The sequence below is a fragment of the Brucella thiophenivorans genome, from assembly GCF_002252445.1.
Lineage (GTDB): Bacteria > Pseudomonadota > Alphaproteobacteria > Rhizobiales > Rhizobiaceae > Brucella > Brucella thiophenivorans.
Genome location: NZ_NNRJ01000013.1, coordinates 1 through 19,033 on the forward strand (window position 1 = coordinate 1; position 19,033 = coordinate 19,033).

Sequence of the window (19,033 nt, forward strand, 5' to 3'; positions counted from 1 at the left end):
ACGCCCAAAACTGTTCAGACAAACCGAGCCACTTCTACTTGATACACAGAATGAAAAATTTAGCTTCGGATACACCATTATTGTCTCACCATCGTTATTCTTCACAAAAATAGCAGCATCGTCTCTCAGATTTTTGGAATCAGAGCTTATAGCTATCCAATTTCTATCGAGTTTTTCGACATCTATGCCCTGTCTTTCGAGCACCACTCTGTATTTGTCATCAATCACTTTTGGAATGGAAAGATAGTTCGTATCAAATTTAGTATTCATCAAATTAAATACTGCTTCCATATCCAGCTTTTTACAAAGTTTCTCAAATTTCTGCTGATATGATGTCTTTAAATTTGTAGTTGATTTTGAATTTCTCATAGTAATATTCTCTAAGTTAATAAATATATTAACTCATGTCGGCGTGAATATAACAAATCAAAATTGTAATAAAATTGTAGTATTTAATCAAAATGATGAATTAACCAATTCGAACAATGGTTATTGCCTAATATAATATTTTAACTACGTTGAATTTGTTTGATTACATATTCAAATGGGCGAGGGTTGAAATATGGATATTAAATCAGAAATCAAAAATAATCTGAATGTGATAAGCTCCGGTGCTTTTTATGAGGTGATGGAAGAATTAATTGAACCTTTTCAGAAAAATTCGGGAGTTCATATTAATTTATCCTCAGGTTCTTCTATCGGTGAATCCGAGACATCAATTCCGCATAGATTATCGCGGGGCGAAAAATTTGATGTTGTTATTCTCGCTGAAAAAGAGCTCGAAGTTCTCGTCAGTGAGAATCTGATAGACGCGAATGTTCACGCAAAACTGGTGTTTTCGCATATCGGTGCTGTGGTTCCACATGGTACTACTATTCCAGATATGAGTACTGTTGATGCAGCTATCGATGCGATGCTGAATGCAACTAAAATTGGCTATTCCGCGAGCATGAGCGGTACGCATTTGTCTACTGAGATTTTCCCAAAATTTGCGCCCGATGTTTATGCAAAATTGGTCGCTAAGATGGAGAAAGTTATTGGTGACCGTGTTGCAAAACGAGTTGCTGACGGGGCGTATGATCTCGGTTTTCAAGAGATCAGCGAAATTGAGCCTTTTACCAAGGGTGATAATGGCGTTCAGTTAGTCATCCCAATTCCAAAAGAGTGGCAGCAGACGAACGTCTTCTCTATTGGGGTCGTGAACGGCAGTGATAAAATCCCGCAAGCTAAAGAACTTATTGCGTATCTTGCCTCACCAGAGGCTAAGGGTATCATCAATGCTGAAGGCTTAGAACAATTCACCCCTAAAAACGCGGGAGTGAATTAACAATGAGCGGTTTACTCCAATCCCTCACAATTGTTGCTCCTATCGTCCTTGTTCTTATTCTTGGCTTCGTTGCAGAAAAGAAGAAGGCTTTCGGTGATGGTCCTGCACCGCTAACTGCAATTAATGAGCTCGTGCTCACTTTTGCTTTGCCAGCTATGCTGTTTTTCGGAACAGTAACGGTGTCCAGGGAAGCAATCATAAACCAGTTGCCGCAGTTCGTCGGGCTAACAGCGACTGTGCTGATCATGTTCTTCATCGCTTTCTCGTTAGCGATGTTTGTGTTCAAACGAAATGCTGTTGAATCTTCGATAGCTGGCTTGGGAGCAAGCTTCGCGGCTGGACCATTCTATGGACCTGCTCTCTTAGGTGGTCTTTATGGAGATCGTGCGGATATTGCTGTCAGTGTTTTTTCACTCGTAGTGAATATTTTCCTGGTACCTGTAGCAATCGTTATCATTAAAATGGCGATGGCTAAGCAAGCTGGTAATCACAGTTCGGTCGGGAAGCTGGTGGCTTCTTCAGTCTTTGATTCTATTTTCAAGACACCGTTCGTGCTTGCACCGTTGATTGCATTTGTTCTTGTCTTCATCGACATCAAGATGCCTGAGTTTTTCCTGTCATCGCTCGAACTGATTGGTAAAGCCACTGCAGGTACTGCTGTTTTTGTGGCGGGTATGACGATTGCGGTAAACCAATTCAAAGTGAACGCCGAAGTCATCACTTTTGCAGTCATGAAAAACATACTACTGCCTGTGTTGTTCTTTGTCCTGATGTACGTTGGTTTTAGGGACACGACATCAACCGCTTTTAAAGAAAACCTGCTTCTTTGCGCACTGCCATCGGCACCGCTGATCGTATTGTTGGCAACGCGATACAAAGCTTACCAGGAAGAAGCTTCTTCACTTTTGGCTATCACCACTTTCGGCATGATGATCACTTTGACCATCATAATGGCAATCGTTGTCTAATCTCGTCACTCGATAATTGGCTTGGGAATAAAGGGAATTACACATGACTAAGATTGAAAGCATCGTTGATTACACCCTGCGTGCAGATTACGATTCACTGTCTGATCTCTCGAAAGAACAGCTTCCCGTTCACATCCTAGATTCCATCGGTTGTCAGATTGCAGCCCTTGGTGCGGGACCAGTGAATGCTTGTCGCAATGTGGTCACTGCAATGGCACCAACTGGAAGTGTCGCTCTAATTGGGGGAGGGCAATCAACACCAGCTTATGCAGCTTTCTGGCATACTGCGCTTGTGCGTTATGTGGACGCAATGGACAACATTCTTGCTCCAACTGAAACTGCTCACACTGCAGACAACTTTGGTGGTGTTCTGACCGCTGCTCTCATTGCTGATGCGTCAGGCAAAGACTTGATGTTGGGTGCTGCAATTGGATGGTCGATCCAGTCATATCTTGTTGAGCAAGGTAACTTCATGACGCGTGGTTTCGACCACACGACACAGCTTGCATTCTCTGTCACCGCTGCCGCAGGCCGCTTGCTTAAGATGAAGAAGCAACAGATCGCACATGCAATCGCAATGGCTGCCGCAAGTGATGCCTCATTCGCTGGCATTCGTGCAAAACCGTTGTCGCAGTGGAAGGGTCTTGCATCCGCACAATCAACACTTGGTTTGTTCAATGCGCTCTATCTTGCGAAAGAAGGCGTAGAGGGTCCGCTCGCAATTGTTGAAGGACCAAATGGTATCGAAAACTTGCTTGGTAGACCGCTCGATATTGATTGGGCGAATGCAAAATATGAAGGCATTGCGACCGCTACTATCAAAAAATACGTTGCGATGATTCATACGCAAGCAGCCGTCGAATGCATCATGTGTCTCATTAAAGAGAAAAACGTGGATGCGAAAAACATTTCAGCCATCCACGCTGATGTGCCGCAGATTACGTTCGACTTTGCTGGTGGTGGTCTCTACGGCAAAGCACATGAAAACATTACATCTAAAGAACAGGCTGACCACTCATTGCCGTATCTGCTGGCTGTCGCAGCTCTGGATCGTGAAGTCATGCAGCCACAGTTTGAGCAGTCACGTATCACACGAGATGATGTCCAGGGCCTATTGAATCGGGTCACAATCTCTGTCGATGATGATTTCACAAAACGCTATCCGAAGGACTTCTGCGCAAGGGTAAACATTACTCTGAATGATGGCAGCAAAGTCACTCATGAAGTCAGCAATTATCCAGGCATGCCGTCCCATCCATTCACATGGCAAGATTCAGTCGATAAGTTCGACATGTTGACAGAAGGAAATATCAGCTCGTCGCTATCAACTGATGTGAAGCAGATAGTAAAAGAGCTGGAAAACCACACAACAAAGGATTTGTTCGCAATTCTTAGTAAAGTTGGCAGCTAAAAAGAGCGTATCCCCCGATGTCTTATGAATTTATGGTGTCGGGGGTACCATTGTCGGTCGAGCGCCTTCTCTCTTCCTTTGCGAGTGAGGAAGAAATGGAAATTCGTTTCCATTCTTCATAATACGAAAAAGCGGGCTTTCGCCCGCTCTTTCACTTAGAGGTAATGACTGCGTTCGCGCTCAATTTCCTCCGGCGTGTAAGAATCAGTATCAGAGTCAAATTGCATCCAGCCTTCCGCCGTGTAGAGTTTGCGACGCGTGGCGACATCAACTCTGTTGGTGCCCGCCAGAATGGCATCAGCTTCTGCAGCGCGCTCCTGAGCTACATGCGCAGTGACTAGAGAGCCGCCACGACGGCGCTTTCATGTCGCGGTATCTTGTCCCGTTGATTAACATTGAATTTATGGAGCATCACCGCAGCCTAAAAACATAAAATCTACGTACTATAAACTCAGGAGTATTCAGTGCAACAACGCCGCAGGAATTGTACCGGCATATTGATGCGGCTATGACTTTGCAAAAATATAAGACTGAACTGGCTTTGGTGAAAGCGTGAAACGTCGACATTATCAATTTTGAAAGCCAGCTTGACGATCTTAAACTAGCGTCTGGCGTCCGATGGGTTTGAAGAAGCAACTAAGCGTATGGATGAAGCTACCAAAGATTTGGAAGAAACAAAAGATGCGCTTCACAAGTCCGCAACCAACTTGCGGCTAGCAAATGATGAGGTTAAGGACCTGACGGTCCAGCGACTAACACTTGGTAAATCGACGGTGGCGGCGAAATTTCTGTACTCCAGTCCAGAGTCACGGAAGGTGATTGGGAGAACCGCCAATTCTTGACGATTATGAACTAGCCGCTTGTAAGATAAATCCATGCAACAGTGCTAAAGTTTGCTGAATTCCGTGATGAACTGGCTTATGCCGGACGCAAGAAACTGAACAGCGAGACAGGTTAAAAGGAAACCCATAATTTTCGTAACAGCTTGCATACCGTGCTCCCCAAGAAACTTTTCGATCCAGTTGGATGATAACAATCCGATGTAGGCAATGATCGACATGATGGCCACGCCGATGGCGATAACCAGGTGGCCGAAGATGTTATGGTCACTTGGTATTTGGGATGAGAAGCCCATAACGACGGCTATTGAGCCGGGACCCGCCAAACTTGGCATTGCAAGCGGTGAAAACGAATAATCAAGATCGGCTTTCTTGATTGCTGCGGGATCTGCGTCCACTTGGGAAGAGGTATCTTCTCCGGAAAAGATCATCCGCAAGGCCAATATCATGATGATGATACCGCCGGCAACGCGAATGCCGGGTAACGAGATACCAAACAATTTAATGATACCGTTCCCGAGGAGCAAGAACACAGTCAGGATCAGAAACGCGTAAATGCTCGTCTTTTGTGCCTGTGCGCGTTTGTTTTCCGCACTCATGTGTTTGGTCAACGACATATACAAAGGTATGGTCGTCAATGGATTCATAATTGGTAGAAGGCCTATCACGACAATCGAAACATACTTTATTAGGTCAGTTGTTAGATCCATTTCTGAATGCCCCCAAGTTTTTCGTGTTACAAGATTGCTGCTTAATTATCGATACTCTTAGCTATAGGTAAATATAAAACTTCAAATGAAGGAATAATCGTCTATCAATAATCAAAATCATTTAAATTTGAATTACATTCTTTATTTATATGATGTGTTGCATATAATCATGAATTCAATAAACTGAAAAAGGTATACGAATAATGTAGATCACAATTTATATTTTGTGGGGGTTTTGAATGTGCACTAGAGTTCTCTGGTCCGATGACAATGGTTTGGTAATAGCTGGCCGAAATATGGATTTTTACAAGGATCTCATGACGAACCTTTGGACGCAGCCGCGCGGCATTGAGAGAAATGATGGGGTGCACGGTGATTTAAAATGGACCTCGAAATATGGAAGCATTGTTGCGACGTGTTTCGATATTGTTTCGGTGGATGGTTTGAATGAAGTGGGGCTGGCAGGTCATATTCTGTGGTTGGCAGAGTCGGAATATGGTGAATTGAACGAGGGGCGCCCTAAACTCAGTCAAGCGATATGGCTGCAATATTTTCTGGATAATTTTGAAACGGTATCTCAAGCTGTAGAATGGATCGAGGCAACGAATGTTCAAGTCGTGCAAATGGATGATCCGACAGGCGGCGTTCCTCTCGCTCTCCATCTTGCACTCGAGGACGCCACAGGGGATTCGTGTATCATAGAGTATGTTGGTGGCAAGCCGGTTGTTTATCACAGTGCTGAATATCGCGTCATGACCAATTCACCAACCTATGATCAGCAATTGGAGCTAGTTAAAAGTATAAATGGGCTTGGTGGAAATCAGCCCATACCCGGTTCGACGAAAGCGAGTGATCGGTTTGCGAGGGCCAGTTATTATGTCAGCCGATTGCCGCGGCCGAAAACCGAGGTGCAGGCTGTCGCTTCGATGATGAGCGTCATGCGCAATGCAGCTCAACCGTTCAGAATCCCAGATCCGCAAGCGCCTGAAGCATCGCAGACTTTGTGGCAGGTCGTCATCGACCTTACCAATAAGCGCTATGTTTTTGAGTCGACGACGCGCCCGAACATTATCTGGGTGAACATTAAAGATTTAAACCTAGCTTCTGGCGCTGACCAGATGAAGCTCGATTTGGTTGATGATCTGACTCTTGAGAATGGTATTGCCAGCGACGTCAGCGACGAATTTAAAAAAGTTGGTGAGCTGAAATTCCTGACTGTTGATATAAAAAAATAATTAAATAACACCTAAAGACATTACTTTACATCAGGCATCATTTCTGGCTAAGAAGCCAGTCTTGATGAGTGATTTCTCATTGTATTTGCGAATTAATAATCTTTAAAACAAGTATATTAATATTATTATATAAAAACTCTGGACTTCAACACGATATTTTTTCTAATCTACCTGTAATAATGGATCGAAAGTCGACGTTTTGCGCGTCTTGGTAGGGAAATATAATGTCTGCTCTCAGTGATATATTTAAACATTCGCCAGAGATCGCGTTGTTTCTATCATTAGCTATCGGGTACTGGGTTGGTAAGATCCAATTTGGCAAATTTCAGCTTGGTGGCGTAGCAGGTTCATTGCTGGCTGCGGTTTTAATCAGCCAGGTTGGCGTAGAAATTGACAACGGCATTAAGGCGGTGCTTTTCGCTTTGTTTATTTATGCGGTTGGTTTTGAGAGTGGTCCGCAATTCTTCCGCTCTCTCGGACGACAGTCAGTACGCGAAATTATAATGGCCGCTGTACTCGCTATTAGTGGCCTTGCAACAGTTATTGTACTTGCGAAGCTCATGGGGCTAGATAAAGGAATTGCGGCTGGTATTGCAGCGGGCGGTCTAACACAATCGGCGATTATCGGTACAGCAGGCTCTGCAATCGAGAAACTCGGGCTTGCAACCGATGAAGTGCAACGTTTGCAGTCAAACGTCGCTATTGGCTATGCCGTCACTTACATCTTTGGATCGTTTGGCGCGATTATTGTCTGCGTTAACATTTTACCATGGTTCATGAAACGTAGCATTCGCGATGATGCCCTTAAGGCAGAAGCCGAAATGTTAATGGGCGCAAAAGTATATGGCGTCGGTGAGGCACCCGCACTGCCAGATCTTGTAGGCCGTGTTTACCGGATCGGTCCTGCTGCAGGTAAAACTGTCAGCGATGTTGAGGCCCTGACAAGCGGTGGAGCCCTGACGATTGGCGGCCGTGCAGTCACCATCGAACGGATCAAGCGCAATGGAAAAATCATTGGTATTGAAGCAACCACCAAGCTGCTTGCCGGTGATTTGTTACTAATCGTTGGTCGCCGGAATGGCGTTATAGGTTTGGAAGAAGTGCTTGGTACAGAGGTGTCCGGCAGCGAAGGCATGGAACTGGTTGTAACGACTCGTGACATAGCCGTTAGCAATAAAGAATTCGCTGACCATACTGTCGCTGAGATTCTCAAAAGCAGTGATGATTTGCAGCATGGCGTCTACATACTCAATGTGACACGTGGTGGCAGCAAAGTTGACCTCACCAATGACACAGTTATCAAGACGGGTGACATTGTCACTGTTCATGGCGTACAGGAAGATCTGCAACGTTTGACGACGCGCGTTGGTCCAGTGATTATTCCAAGTGATAAGACTGACTTTGTTTTCCATGGCCTGGGCATTGCGATCGGTTTGCTCATTGGGTTGGCTGTCGTCAGAATAGGCTCTATCCCGCTCACACTGGGATCGGGCGGTGGCGCGCTTATGTCGGGCCTCGTGTTTGGCTGGTTCAAAAGCCGACATATGACGCTCGGCAATATGCCAACTGCTGCATCCACATTGCTACGAGATCTTGGTCTTGCTGGTTTTGTGGTTGTGGTTGGTCTCCAGTCTGGACAGCAAGCGGTAACCACCATTGTTCAGAGCGGGCTGTCGATCTTTGTCGCAGGCGTTATTGTGACAATTGTGCCGCTTATAATCACGATGCTTGTTGGGCGTTATATTCTTCGCTACGAAAATGTTGCAGTGTTTGCGGGTGCGCTTACTGGCTCCCGCAGTGCCAACCCTGCTTTTGGTGAAGTGCTTGATAAGGCCGGAAACTCTGTTCCTACTACACCCTTTGCCATCACCTACGCTCTTGCAAATGTTTTCTTAACTTTGCTCGGGCCGCTAATCATCGCCTTCGTTTAAATTCCAGGAGAGAAGCCATGACCGATTATAGCCAGTTCGCTAAGCTCAGCCCGTTTGAACTTAAGGATGAACTCATTAAATTGGCATCTACCAAAACAGATATGGTCATGCTGAATGCCGGTCGGGGTAACCCAAACTTCCTTGCCACACTACCAAGACGTGGTTTTTTCCGGCTTGGATTATTTGCAGCGACAGAGTCTGAGCTTTCTTTTTCCTATATGCAACAAGGTATAGGTGGCCTGCCACGTATTGAGGGGATAGAAGCTCGATTTGAGCGCTTCCTTGCTGACAACCGTGACCAGGAGGGCGTTGATTTTCTACGTCGTGCTATAAGCTATGTTCGCGATCAGCTTGGTTTGTCTGCTTCCGATTTCCTCCATGAGATGGTTGAAGGTATTCTGGGATGTAATTATCCTGTTCCGCCACGAATGCTGCGTGTGAGTGAAGATATTGTCCGTCAGTATCTTATGAAAGAGATGGTTGGCGGGCATATTTCAAGCAAAGATGTCGATGTCTTCGCGACCGAAGGCGGAACTGCGGCGATGACTTACGTGTTTGACACGTTGAAGAAAAATCACCTTGTCAAAAAAGGTGACAAAGTCGCCATCGGTATGCCGGTCTTCACGCCTTATATTGAAATCCCTGAGCTTGATGCTTACGGACTTGAAGAAGTAGCTATCAACGCTGATCCTGATGCGGATTGGCAGTATCCGGATTCCGAGCTCGATAAACTCAAAGATCCAGCGATTAAAGTTTTCTTCTGCATTAATCCAAGCAATCCGCCCTCTGTGAAGCTTGATGAACGGAGCTTGCAGAAAATCGCGGAGATCGTCAAAAACGATCGACCTGATCTTATTGTTTTAACCGACGATGTTTACGGTACATTCGCTGACAACTTTAAATCGCTTTTTGCGATTTGTCCTAACAATACCATCCTCGTTTATTCCTATTCGAAATACTTTGGTGCCACAGGTTGGCGCTTGGGAACGGTCGCCCTTCATCATGACAACGTGCTTGATGCAGCGATCACTAAGCTACCTGATGATCAGAAGAAAGCGCTTGAACGGCGGTACTCTTCAATCATAACGGATGTGTCTTCGCTTAAATTCATCGATAGGCTGGTGGCAGATAGTAGAACAGTTGCATTAAATCACACTGCCGGGCTTTCCACTCCGCAGCAGGTTCAGATGGTACTTTTCTCGCTGTTTGCACTCATGGATGAACAAGACAGCTACAAAGCAACACTTAAGCGGGTCATTCGCCGCAGACAGGCGGCCCTCTATGCCGAGTTGGGCATAGAGATGCCTGATAACGAAAATTCCGTTGATTACTACACGCTTCTGGATCTCGAGAAAATTTCCAGGAAGCTTTATGGCGAAGAGTTTGCTGCGTGGATGAAAAAACATTTTACGGCGAACGAATTGCTGTTCCGAATTGCGGATGAAACGGGCATTATTTTGCTCCCCGGCAGAGGATTTGGAACCCAGCATCCATCAGGGCGTGCATCACTCGCTAACTTGAACGAGTTTGAGTATGCCGCTATTGGCCGCTCACTCCGAAAAATGGCAGACGAATACCATGCTGAGTTCTTGAAAAAGCAGTAGCGCTGAAGTTCAGGTTCCCTTGCAAAGGCTGTACTTTGCGAGGGAGCTTCGGCTTCAATCTGTGGATACCAAAAATAAACTCTCTCACCCCATACTTTATTATATAAAGTTGAAAATGTTTTCATTATATTACAAAATTTACAAGCAATAAAAAAATAAATTTTATATTATTCTGTTGAATTTAGCCCGAATTTGACCAAGTTTTGTGTTGGATACTGTTCAGACTAGCATGGGAATTATTCTGAATCACTTATTGTTGATTGCCGCTGAGAAGTGACCCGGTTTTTCCACCGAGAATTGACCCGCCTTTTAATTAATGTTCGGGTTTTTATTCACGGTCAAGTTTCGTGTATTCCTTTGCTCGTTTTGGCTCCTGAGCGGAACTGTTTTTGAACCTGAAGCTGTCATTTCCAGTTTCTAGGATGTGGCAGTGATGGGTGAGCCTGTCGAGCAATGCAGTCGTCATTTTGGCGTCGCCAAACACGCTTGCCCATTCACTGAAGCTAAGATTGGTTGTGATTATGACGCTCGTGCGCTCGTAAAGTTTGCTGAGCAGATGGAATAAAAGAGCGCCACCTGATGCACTGAATGGCAGATATCCGAGCTCATCAAGAATGACGAGATCGGAATAAATGAGCCGGTTGGCGATCTGTCCCGATTTGCCTTGGGCTTTTTCCTGCTCAAGTGCATTCACAAGTTCAACCGTTGAGAAGAACCGGACACGTTTGTGGTGGTATTCAATCGCCTGGACACCAATAGCGGTGGCGATATGAGTTTTACCCGTTCCGGGTCCACCAACCAGAACAATGTTGTTTGCATCATTGAGAAAGTCACAGCGATGCAGCTGCTGGACCAATGCCTCGTTTATCTCACTGCTTGCGAAGTCAAAGCCGTTCAGATCACGGTAGGCTGGAAAGCGTGCAGTTTTGAGCTGGTAAGCAACTGATCTGACTTCACGCTCCGCCGTTTCCGCCTTAAGCAGCTGTGACAGAACTGGAATAGCTGCCTCGAAAGCTGGCGACCCTTGTTCGGTGAGTTCACCAACTGCTTGTGCCATGCCATGCATCTTCAATTGCCGTAACATGATTACGATTGCACCACTCGCTGGATTATGACGCATGACGAGCCTCCGTCTTTCTCAAGGTGTCGTAGCGTTCGACATTGGCCTTGGGTTCATTGTTAAGGGTCAGTGCCTGCGGCGCATTAATCGGGGGTGGAATGAGAGATTTGCCGTCGACCAAACGGTGAAGCAAATTGAGGATATGGGTTTTTGTCGGCACTCCCGACTTCAGCGCCATGTCGACCGCCAAGAGAACAGCCTGTTCGTCATGTTGTAAGACGAGGGAAAGAATATCGACCATTTCCTTATCGCCGCCCGGCTTCTTCAACAGATGAAGCTGGAGTGTGCGAAACGCTTCAGGCAGCTCCGTGAAAGGAGCGCCATTGCGCAATGCGCCGGGCTTTCGCTGAATGACCGACAAATAGTGCCGCCAATCATAGACGGTTTGACCTGGTGCTTCGTGAGAGCGATTGAAGATGCGTGAATGCTCGCAAATGATCTGCCCTTCGGCAGCGACCACGACACGATCAGGATAGACACGCAGGCTTACAGGGCGATTGGCAAAGGATGCTGGGACACTATAACGCGTACGATCAAAGTGAACGAGGCAGGTCGGTGATACGCGCTTGGTATATTCGACAAAGCCATCAAAAGATCGGGAAACGGGCATAAGGGTCTGGACTTCTTCAGCCCAAAGATCGGCTATGCTGCCGCGCATTTTACCATGCGTTGTGGTTGCCCAGAAAAACTTGCAACGCTCTTCCAACCAGTCGTTCAGTTCATCCAGCGAAGCAAATCGTGGAACGGGTTGAAAGAACCGATGCCGAGAATCCTGAACATTCTTCTCAATCTGTCCCTTCTCCCAACCCGATGCAGGATTGCAGAAGTCTGGTTCAAACAGATAGTGGCTGGCCATGGCCTGAAAGCGGATATTGACGTCACGCTCTTTGCCTCGACCGACCTTGTCGATGGCTGTACGCATATTGTCATAGATGCCGCGTCGTGGAATGCCACCAAGCACACGGAAGGCATGATTATGGGCATCAAACAACATCTCATGGGACTGTGTGAGATAGGCGCGAACGATAAAGGCCCTGGAATAACTTAGCTTCGTATGGGCGACTCGAAGCTTTGTCCGCTCATTGCCGATAATTGCCCAGTCTTCCGACCAGTCAAATTGAAATGCTTCTCCAGCATCAAAGCTCAAAGGGACAAACGTGCCCCGGCCTGATGTCTGGTTGTGCATATGAAGATCGGCCTTCCACTCGCGGGCAAAGGTGGCAACGCGACTGTATGATCCCTCATAGCCCAGAGCGACAAGGTCGGCGTGCATCTGCTTCACCGTGCGCTTTTGTTTGCGCGGTATACGATCTTCAGACTTTAACCATGCGGTCAATCGGTCAGAAAATAGGTCGAGTTTGCTTGGCCTGTCCGGAACCTGAAACTTTGGCTCGACGCCATTGAGACGCAAGTACTTGCGAATGGTGTTCCGCGATAAGCCCGTTCGTCGGGCAATCTCGCGGATCGATAGTTCGTCCCGGTAATGCCAGCGTCGGATAACGCTCAATAATGCCATGTCGATCACTCCATAGCCCTCGCTGAAAAACAAACGAAGGAAGGTTCAAACATGGGTCAATTCTAAATGGAAATATCACCCCAAACCGGGTCACTTCTCAGCGGCAATCAACAAGCCGATGTCAGGCAGAAATTCCACTTATCCTAGCGGTTCAAATTTCCTGAATCACTTCAAGCGCCCCGAATCGCGCTACACTCGCTAAAAGCTTGTTGCGGGATTCCAACCCCTTACTTGTATGCTATGAACCCTGATACTCGCGTCACCGAGAAGCATTTTCGCTCCTTTCACTGCAGCGAAAATTCGAACTTAAGAGTTGCTATAAACCAGTTGATTTTTGTTCGAATACGGAAACAAAAGGTCTCCAAGTTGCTAATTATAACAGATTGATCATTAGATTTGACTGACGATATTTGTATGATTGAAAACCCTTGCCGCAGACGGTAATTAGCTCATGTGAAGCAATAAATCATATGATCAAAACGTTTTAGTGCTTCAGCCAAGAAGCGACACAGGACAGGGCCATGAAGGTTGGACAGCACGTCGAATGTATTAAAGATCATTTTGTGAACCAAGACGTTCATAAAAAGATTGGCGTTATTTATCCGCGAAAAGGAACAATTTACACAATTCGCGAGATTATTCCGGCCCACTTAAACCCCACCAAGGGTGTTCCACTTTCGCTTCGTCTTGAAGAAATAAAAAACACAACGGTGCAATTCACCAACGGTACGTTTGAGCCTTTCTTCTCATGCCACCGTTTTCGCCCACTTCACAAACTGAAAGCGGAAGATTTTCTTGTTGTCAAAGATCTAAGCGAACTCGCACGAGTATAATTCTCATTGAGAAGAAAGCAAATGAGCATCCGCTCTTTTGAGACACCCAGAAATGTTTGGGGCGACATCCGCGGGGTGTACCACCGGCTAAAATTTGCGCTTCTTTTCCAAATCGCCCTTCCAGAGTCGCGTGATCGAAAAGGTTTTGCTACCGCTTTATAAATAGCCTGCTGGCAATCTGATAACACGACCTAGGTTATGGCTCTAGCTTTTTCGGTCCCAACATCGCCTTCAACCTTAAAAACTTTTAAATCAAACTTTTTCACAGCTGTATGGTGCCTTAAGTTAAATTGTGAGACATGTTTTCACTTCGACCTGTCAGATAGATTAAGACGAGTTAAGTTTGTGCTCAAAATAGCAATTATAAATCATGATTTTTGCGGCTTTAGCGGTTCCGAAATTGTAACACTAGAGATTGCGAACTACTTTGCTTCTAGAGGAGGTAACGTGGTCATTCGCGCTGAGAGATTTTCCGATGTATTCAAGCCAAATCTACACGAACGCGTTAGCGTATCGCCGCACCGCATAGATATTTCTAAGTTTGATATCGTGTGGTCACAGAACGGGCATTTTGCACTCAACACAGAAAGCCTACGCGACTTAAGGGTCTGGAAAGGGATTTTTATTGCCAGCCATTTGTCATCCTCAACACCAGCCGAGGCGTATCATTACCCTTTTTCTGCGAAGTATGCTGACGGAATTATTTTCAATGCTGAGCGAGTACAAGAAGAGCTAATGTCCAGGGCTCCAGCAAACGGATTTATTTGTAATTTTAGAAATGCGGCACCTAAGAAATTCCATAAGCCTAATGTCGCTAGGTCAAAATCATTGGAAAATCTGCTTGTTGTATCAAATCATCTCCCGGAAGAAGTGAGTAGTGCTCTTTCGATTTTAAAAAACAGTGGGATTGTCTGTCATCATGTTGGCATAGGCGGGATGAGGAAACTCATTGAACCAGCTGACATACACGCTGCTGATGCTGTCATGTCTATCGGGAAAACGGTTCAATATAGTCTAGTCGGCGGTTGCCCCGTTTACTGCTACGACCATTTTGGCGGTCCCGGTTGGCTCTCGGTGTCCAATTACGAGCTCGCAGAAAAGAGAAACTTTTCAGGTCGCTGCACAGCAGTAAAGAAGAGCGCTGAACAAATTGTAGAAGAATTACTGAACGGCTACGCTCAAGCGAAAAAATTCACTATTAACAAATTGCCATTCTTCCATGAGAGGTTTGATCTAGAAGCTATTTTGGACGCTTTCATGGATCAAATAACGACTAGCGGAACTGAGAACCGATTTAACTCTCAGGATTGCATAGATCATATAGATCTGATGCGCGGTGCGCTTTTACACGTCGAATGGATATGGGGCGATGTATACGGACGAGAGCACCTTCTTCACTCTCAACTAATCAAGAGAGAACTAGAAAAAATACAAGAATACCAAATAAAACAAGGAACTGCTCAAGAGCTCGCAAATTTGAGGGTTCAAGAGCTTGAAAAGTCAAATAGCGAACTCGAGAAGTCCCGATTGGAAGCCATTCGTGTACTTTCGATATCTTGGATGGTAGGTTTGGCTTTCCAACCATGGCGTGCCAAAGAATGGAACAAAATAAGAAAAATGCAGCGTCGATACAAGAATGAAGCGATGTAAATTGCCCACTCGGCATCTGTGAGCAGAGAAGGAAAATGCTGGGATAATGATGTATCTAAAGCATTCTTCAGAACACTGAAGGGTGAGCTATTTGGCGACATTCATGGCAAACCCTCCGGCAAGTGACCTAAGCGCTTTTAAAAATATATCAACGGATTTTACAAGATACGCATGAGGCATTCGACAATGGGAGGAAGATATAGCCTACTCCATCCAAGCAGATAACCGCCGCAAGGAGATTATAAGGCGGAAATAAAATGGGACAACTCCAATTTGATCGTTCGCTGACAACGTAACGGTGTCTGGGATAGGCTATTGTATGCTTGCTCACAGGCTCAAGAGAGTGTCATTATGATCGTCGCCAGCACCTCTGTCCCTTTACCGGTGCCGAACCACAAGGAAAAAGTGGACGCCAACACTGGTTGCATGGGGCGTTCGCGAGCTGACCTAGTAATCCCCCCGCATCAATTGCCCGCCAAAGCCAAAACTTTTTCCCCCGATCGTGATGACGACCTCATCGAGGTGCCACTTGTCATTCGGCTGTGGTCGGTCTTTGCGAATACAATGAGTAAAATAGCGGCCAAAGCGATTGATCCAGAGGCGAACGGTTTCCCGGCTGACGAGTACGCCACGCTCAGCAAGAAAATCGTCCACCTCGGCCGTGCTCAATGCAAATCGGTGATACCCTCCAGACCGCGTAGGCAACAATCTCACGTGGAAAACGAAACCCCTTCAGGCGGGAAAGGAGCTGGGTAATTTCATTACGTTTTGATACCTCAAACGCAAAGCTCAAACAACTTGGCAATATCTTTTGGACGCCAGAGCATCCTGATCGGGAAGCACATGACGGACATTCTTGTGGAAGATGGTTCAATGCCCCAGGGAAAGATCGGTCAGAGAGTTTTCATAACCGCACGGGTTCGGTTCGAAAGCTCAATGGTGATACCCGCCAGCAGGGTGCGGGCTACAACGATGGTGCGAGTGAACGTGCTGTCAAAGCCTTTAACACGGACTTCGCGAAAGAACCCGCCTTCTGCCAGTTGTGAAAAGCCGTATGCATCATTCGCATCTGTCTTGTTTGCCGCTATATCGAGTGGCACTTTCGCATAACGGACATTGACGCAGATCGCCGGCAACGCTTCTTTTTTCAATGTATGATAGAACCATACTGACAATGGGCCGGCTTCTAACGCCAGACGTTCAGCAAACGGTGCAAGCGGACAAACAATCCCGGCGGTGGTTTTGGGATCAAAAGAGCAATTTCCCTGCCAAATTCCTTTGCCTCCGCGGCGAATAGAAATTCGCCGTTTCTTTCTTCACAACGTCAAGGCCTTTTGGCTACTCTACCTTGAGGGGCTTGGGCCCGGTTTCCAATCCTAAACCCGGCAGACTGTTGTAAGCATTTCAGGGACGAGAAAACACTGTTTAGTACAAGCAGATCGCTTCGGTCTTATCGAGTACGCCGGAGAATGAAAGACGGTACAAAGTTCACCTTTGGCACAATCCGCAGTGCATCAAGCGGAGTAGTGCGAATTCAGGCGACTCACGAAAAGCATAGTTCGATTATTCATCTCATATGGAAGTTCACCTATTTGGACGTCGGTCTATCATGATCATCACCTCCCAACATATTCAGATAGTTAGTGACAACAAAATTGGCCGTTCAGTTTCGCAGGCTCAACCGTCGTATGGTGGCACCATCGACGGCGAGCTTGTGGCAATTCTTGAGTGGACCAATAAGCAATAGATGACACTTCAGAACGCGAAATGCGTCAGTGTCATTAAGCATGGAATAAGGACCCCATTTGAGGGGTTATCGGCATCCAAACGGGACCCCTTGTTTAAAGGGTAACATGACCTTCGATTTCAATCGGAGGTTTTCTATTGGATGCTTATTGTGGAGACTATTTCGAAGATACGTCGTCTTGCACATGTGCAGGGCAAAACAATCAAAGCGATCTGTCGGGAACTGGGCGTTTCGCGCAAAGTTGTGCGGAAGGTTCTGCGCAGTGAAGAGACTGATTTCAAATACGCGCGCTCCCGTCAACCGCAGCCAAAGCTCGGTCCCTGGCGTGATCATCTTGATGGAATACTGCTAGCTAATGAGGCGAAGGCCTCGCGCGAACGCCTGACTTTGATCCGGATATTCGAAGATCTACGCGATCTTGGTTACGCGGGTGGCTACGATACAGTCCGGCGTTATGCACGCTCGTGGTTGAAAGAGCGCGGGGCCGTGACGGCGGAGGCTTATGTGCCGCTTTATTACGCACCCGGCGAGGCCTACCAGTTCGACTCACATGGGGATATCAGGGTCAATATCTTTTTTTGAACAAAGCGCTTTCCTTTCGATTGGCACCCGGATCCACGGTCTGAACCATGTCTGTGACACGGCGTATTTCCACGCCGGTGCAAACTCACATACGGTCGCTGTTTGAAGCAGCTGCACCCTTATCCCGCTTACGTTGCGGCTATGGCTCAGGAAGACGAAACCATACTGGAGCACGGCGTCGAAAAGCCAAATCAAACTGCGGCTCGCCCACCTGGATCGGCCTGGACTTGATCAGGTCCTGGCGATTAGAGAAACTTGGTAAATTCAATCGTTATGCTGATTTCGTTGTGGCTCCCTCTATGACGACGCCCGCAGTCACATACTTCCACAAAGCAACCAGCAACTTGCGGGCCAATGCCACAATCGAACTCTTCTTCATACGCCCGTTGTTCGATAGCACTCTTGCCTTATACCAGAGGCTCAGGGCTGAGCACGGCTGGTGTCGCAGCCACAGCCACGCCAATTGGATCATCGTCGTTCGCAGTCTCGCATTACCGGCTTTTGAGACGCCTTGCTCACGATCGATCGTACCGCTTTGCCATGGTGAGGGTGCCAGACCGGCATATGCAGCAACTTGCCTGCGATTATCGAAATGACGGAAAAGCCCTTCCGCCCAGAGTATTGCAACGAATTCAGAACCAAGTCCCCGGATGTCGAGTAGCATCCTTGCTGGTGTAGATTTGGCAGCATCGCAATTATCTTGTTCGAGCAGCAAAGCATCACGTTCCTGCTCGGCGGCCGAGATTTGCTCTAACAGTAATTCGAGGCGGCCCAGTTCACGGCTAATTTGCATCTTCACATGCATCGGAAGAGGACGACCATCTCCAGTCACGAACTCCTCCAATCGTTGACGGCGGTCGCTACGGACCGGCCTGTAATCGCGGATGCCTTGAGCGAAAAGAAGACCTTTGATGCGATTTACATGTTTAATGCGCTCTGCGATCAAAACCTTGCGTTCTCTACAAATCCGGCGTCGGTCTTCTTCTTCTGGCTCTGGAACTTTCACCATGGCGCAGACCCGAGGTTCCCCACGCTTGAAGGCAAGCAACGTTCTCACCAATGCTTCACCGTCCAGTCTGTCGGTTTTGGCGCGGCGGCTTCGACGTGAAACAGCTACAGATGCGGGGTCCACGACGTGGCTTTCGATCGCGTTAGCCAACAAAACGCGGTGTAACCAGAATCCATCCAGACCGGCTTCCTGAATGGTTATCACAGGGTAATCCAGTCCTGTTTGCACCTTTGCTTTCTGCTGAAGCAGTTTGAGGCGTTCAAGCAGCGCATTTATATCGCCCCCTTGCACAGAATGCTTCGACATTTTATCGCCGCTGCCAGGGGACGCCGATGTCACAAGCCATGTTGAAAGACTGAGCTCCAGCGAGACGAAGATTGCGGCAAAATCAGTGCGGTTAACGTTCGATAGCGTAGAATGCGTTTGTGCAACGACCATAGCAGATACTCCAGAGACAAAAGAGTTGAACAGCTTCACTCTGGCAGAGCGTCGGCCGCTATTCATCCCCATGGGATCTGGAGCCACGAGATTGTCGTTCTGGGCGGTGTGAC

At 46.9% G+C, this 19,033-nt stretch carries 14 protein-coding genes and 2 pseudogenes; 9 read left to right on the forward strand and 7 right to left on the reverse strand.

What is annotated here, in order from left to right:
* Positions 1 to 369 (reverse strand): hypothetical protein (locus CEV31_RS21205; protein ID WP_210190880.1); only part of this gene is annotated, 369 nt, incomplete at its 3' end.
* A 193-nt stretch (positions 370 to 562) separates the two neighbouring features.
* Between CEV31_RS21205 and CEV31_RS04090 the strand changes: the two genes are divergently transcribed.
* From CEV31_RS04090 to CEV31_RS04100, 3 genes are read left to right on the forward strand one after another with little or no spacing between them, the layout of a single operon-like run.
* Positions 563 to 1,327 carry a substrate-binding domain-containing protein gene (locus tag CEV31_RS04090; protein WP_094505629.1) on the forward strand — a complete coding sequence of 255 codons (765 nt, stop codon included), beginning with the start codon at positions 563 to 565 and terminating at the stop codon, positions 1,325 to 1,327.
* A gap of 2 nt (positions 1,328 to 1,329) precedes the next feature.
* A complete protein-coding gene (locus CEV31_RS04095) occupies positions 1,330 to 2,295 on the forward strand; it encodes an AEC family transporter (protein ID WP_094505630.1) in 966 nt (321 codons plus the stop codon).
* A 43-nt stretch (positions 2,296 to 2,338) separates the two neighbouring features.
* Positions 2,339 to 3,706, forward strand: a complete 1,368-nt coding sequence (locus tag CEV31_RS04100; protein WP_094505631.1) for an MmgE/PrpD family protein — start codon at positions 2,339 to 2,341, stop codon at positions 3,704 to 3,706.
* An 886-nt stretch (positions 3,707 to 4,592) separates the two neighbouring features.
* Here CEV31_RS04100 and CEV31_RS04115 read toward each other — a convergent pair.
* Positions 4,593 to 5,255, reverse strand: a complete 663-nt coding sequence (locus tag CEV31_RS04115) for a MarC family NAAT transporter (protein WP_094505632.1) — start codon at positions 5,253 to 5,255, stop codon at positions 4,593 to 4,595.
* Between the two features lie 239 nt (positions 5,256 to 5,494).
* Between CEV31_RS04115 and CEV31_RS04120 the strand changes: the two genes are divergently transcribed.
* The 3 genes from CEV31_RS04120 to CEV31_RS04130 all read left to right on the forward strand — a co-directional run bounded on the left by CEV31_RS04120 (position 5,495) and on the right by CEV31_RS04130 (position 10,025).
* Positions 5,495 to 6,490 carry a linear amide C-N hydrolase gene (locus tag CEV31_RS04120; protein WP_094505633.1) on the forward strand — a complete coding sequence of 332 codons (996 nt, stop codon included), beginning with the start codon at positions 5,495 to 5,497 and terminating at the stop codon, positions 6,488 to 6,490.
* Between the two features lie 224 nt (positions 6,491 to 6,714).
* Complete coding sequence (gene aspT, locus CEV31_RS04125; protein WP_094505634.1) at positions 6,715 to 8,421, forward strand: aspartate-alanine antiporter; 1,707 nt, start codon at positions 6,715 to 6,717, stop codon at positions 8,419 to 8,421.
* Positions 8,422 to 8,438: 17 nt separating this feature from the next.
* The gene (locus tag CEV31_RS04130; protein ID WP_094505635.1) at positions 8,439 to 10,025 is read left to right on the forward strand and encodes a bifunctional aspartate transaminase/aspartate 4-decarboxylase; all 1,587 of its coding nucleotides are present in this window, start codon (positions 8,439 to 8,441) and stop codon (positions 10,023 to 10,025) included.
* A 328-nt stretch (positions 10,026 to 10,353) separates the two neighbouring features.
* Here CEV31_RS04130 and istB read toward each other — a convergent pair whose 3' ends face one another.
* Both istB and istA read right to left on the reverse strand, forming a co-directional pair.
* Positions 10,354 to 11,145, reverse strand: a complete 792-nt coding sequence (gene istB / locus CEV31_RS04135) for an IS21-like element helper ATPase IstB (protein WP_094505636.1) — start codon at positions 11,143 to 11,145, stop codon at positions 10,354 to 10,356.
* Positions 11,135 to 12,661, reverse strand: a complete 1,527-nt coding sequence (gene istA, locus CEV31_RS04140) for an IS21 family transposase (RefSeq protein WP_143850900.1) — start codon at positions 12,659 to 12,661, stop codon at positions 11,135 to 11,137. Before istA ends, istB begins: the two co-directional genes overlap by 11 nt.
* Positions 12,662 to 13,182: 521 nt before the next feature.
* On the opposite strand from istA, the gene CEV31_RS04145 reads away from it, so the two are divergent.
* Together CEV31_RS04145 and CEV31_RS04150 are read left to right on the forward strand one after the other, a co-directional pair.
* On the forward strand, positions 13,183 to 13,494 hold the full coding sequence (locus CEV31_RS04145) for a hypothetical protein (protein ID WP_094505637.1): 312 nt from the start codon (positions 13,183 to 13,185) through the stop codon (positions 13,492 to 13,494).
* Between the two features lie 447 nt (positions 13,495 to 13,941).
* Positions 13,942 to 15,144, forward strand: a complete 1,203-nt coding sequence (locus tag CEV31_RS04150) for a hypothetical protein (protein ID WP_143850901.1) — start codon at positions 13,942 to 13,944, stop codon at positions 15,142 to 15,144.
* 454 nt (positions 15,145 to 15,598) lie between these two features.
* On the opposite strand, the pseudogene CEV31_RS04155 reads toward CEV31_RS04150, so the two are convergent.
* A pseudogene (locus tag CEV31_RS04155) lies at positions 15,599 to 15,906 on the reverse strand (IS6 family transposase); the annotation flags it as partial.
* A 131-nt stretch (positions 15,907 to 16,037) separates the two neighbouring features.
* On the reverse strand, positions 16,038 to 16,319 hold the full coding sequence (locus tag CEV31_RS04160) for a transposase (RefSeq protein ID WP_143850902.1): 282 nt from the start codon (positions 16,317 to 16,319) through the stop codon (positions 16,038 to 16,040).
* A 713-nt stretch (positions 16,320 to 17,032) separates the two neighbouring features.
* On the opposite strand from CEV31_RS04160, the pseudogene CEV31_RS04165 reads away from it, so the two are divergent.
* A pseudogene (locus CEV31_RS04165) lies at positions 17,033 to 17,437 on the forward strand (IS21 family transposase); the annotation flags it as partial.
* 307 nt (positions 17,438 to 17,744) lie between these two features.
* Here the strand turns inward: CEV31_RS04165 and CEV31_RS04170 are convergent.
* Positions 17,745 to 18,920 carry an IS110 family RNA-guided transposase gene (locus CEV31_RS04170; RefSeq protein WP_094505640.1) on the reverse strand — a complete coding sequence of 392 codons (1,176 nt, stop codon included), beginning with the start codon at positions 18,918 to 18,920 and terminating at the stop codon, positions 17,745 to 17,747.
* Between the last annotated feature and the right edge of the window lie 113 nt (positions 18,921 to 19,033).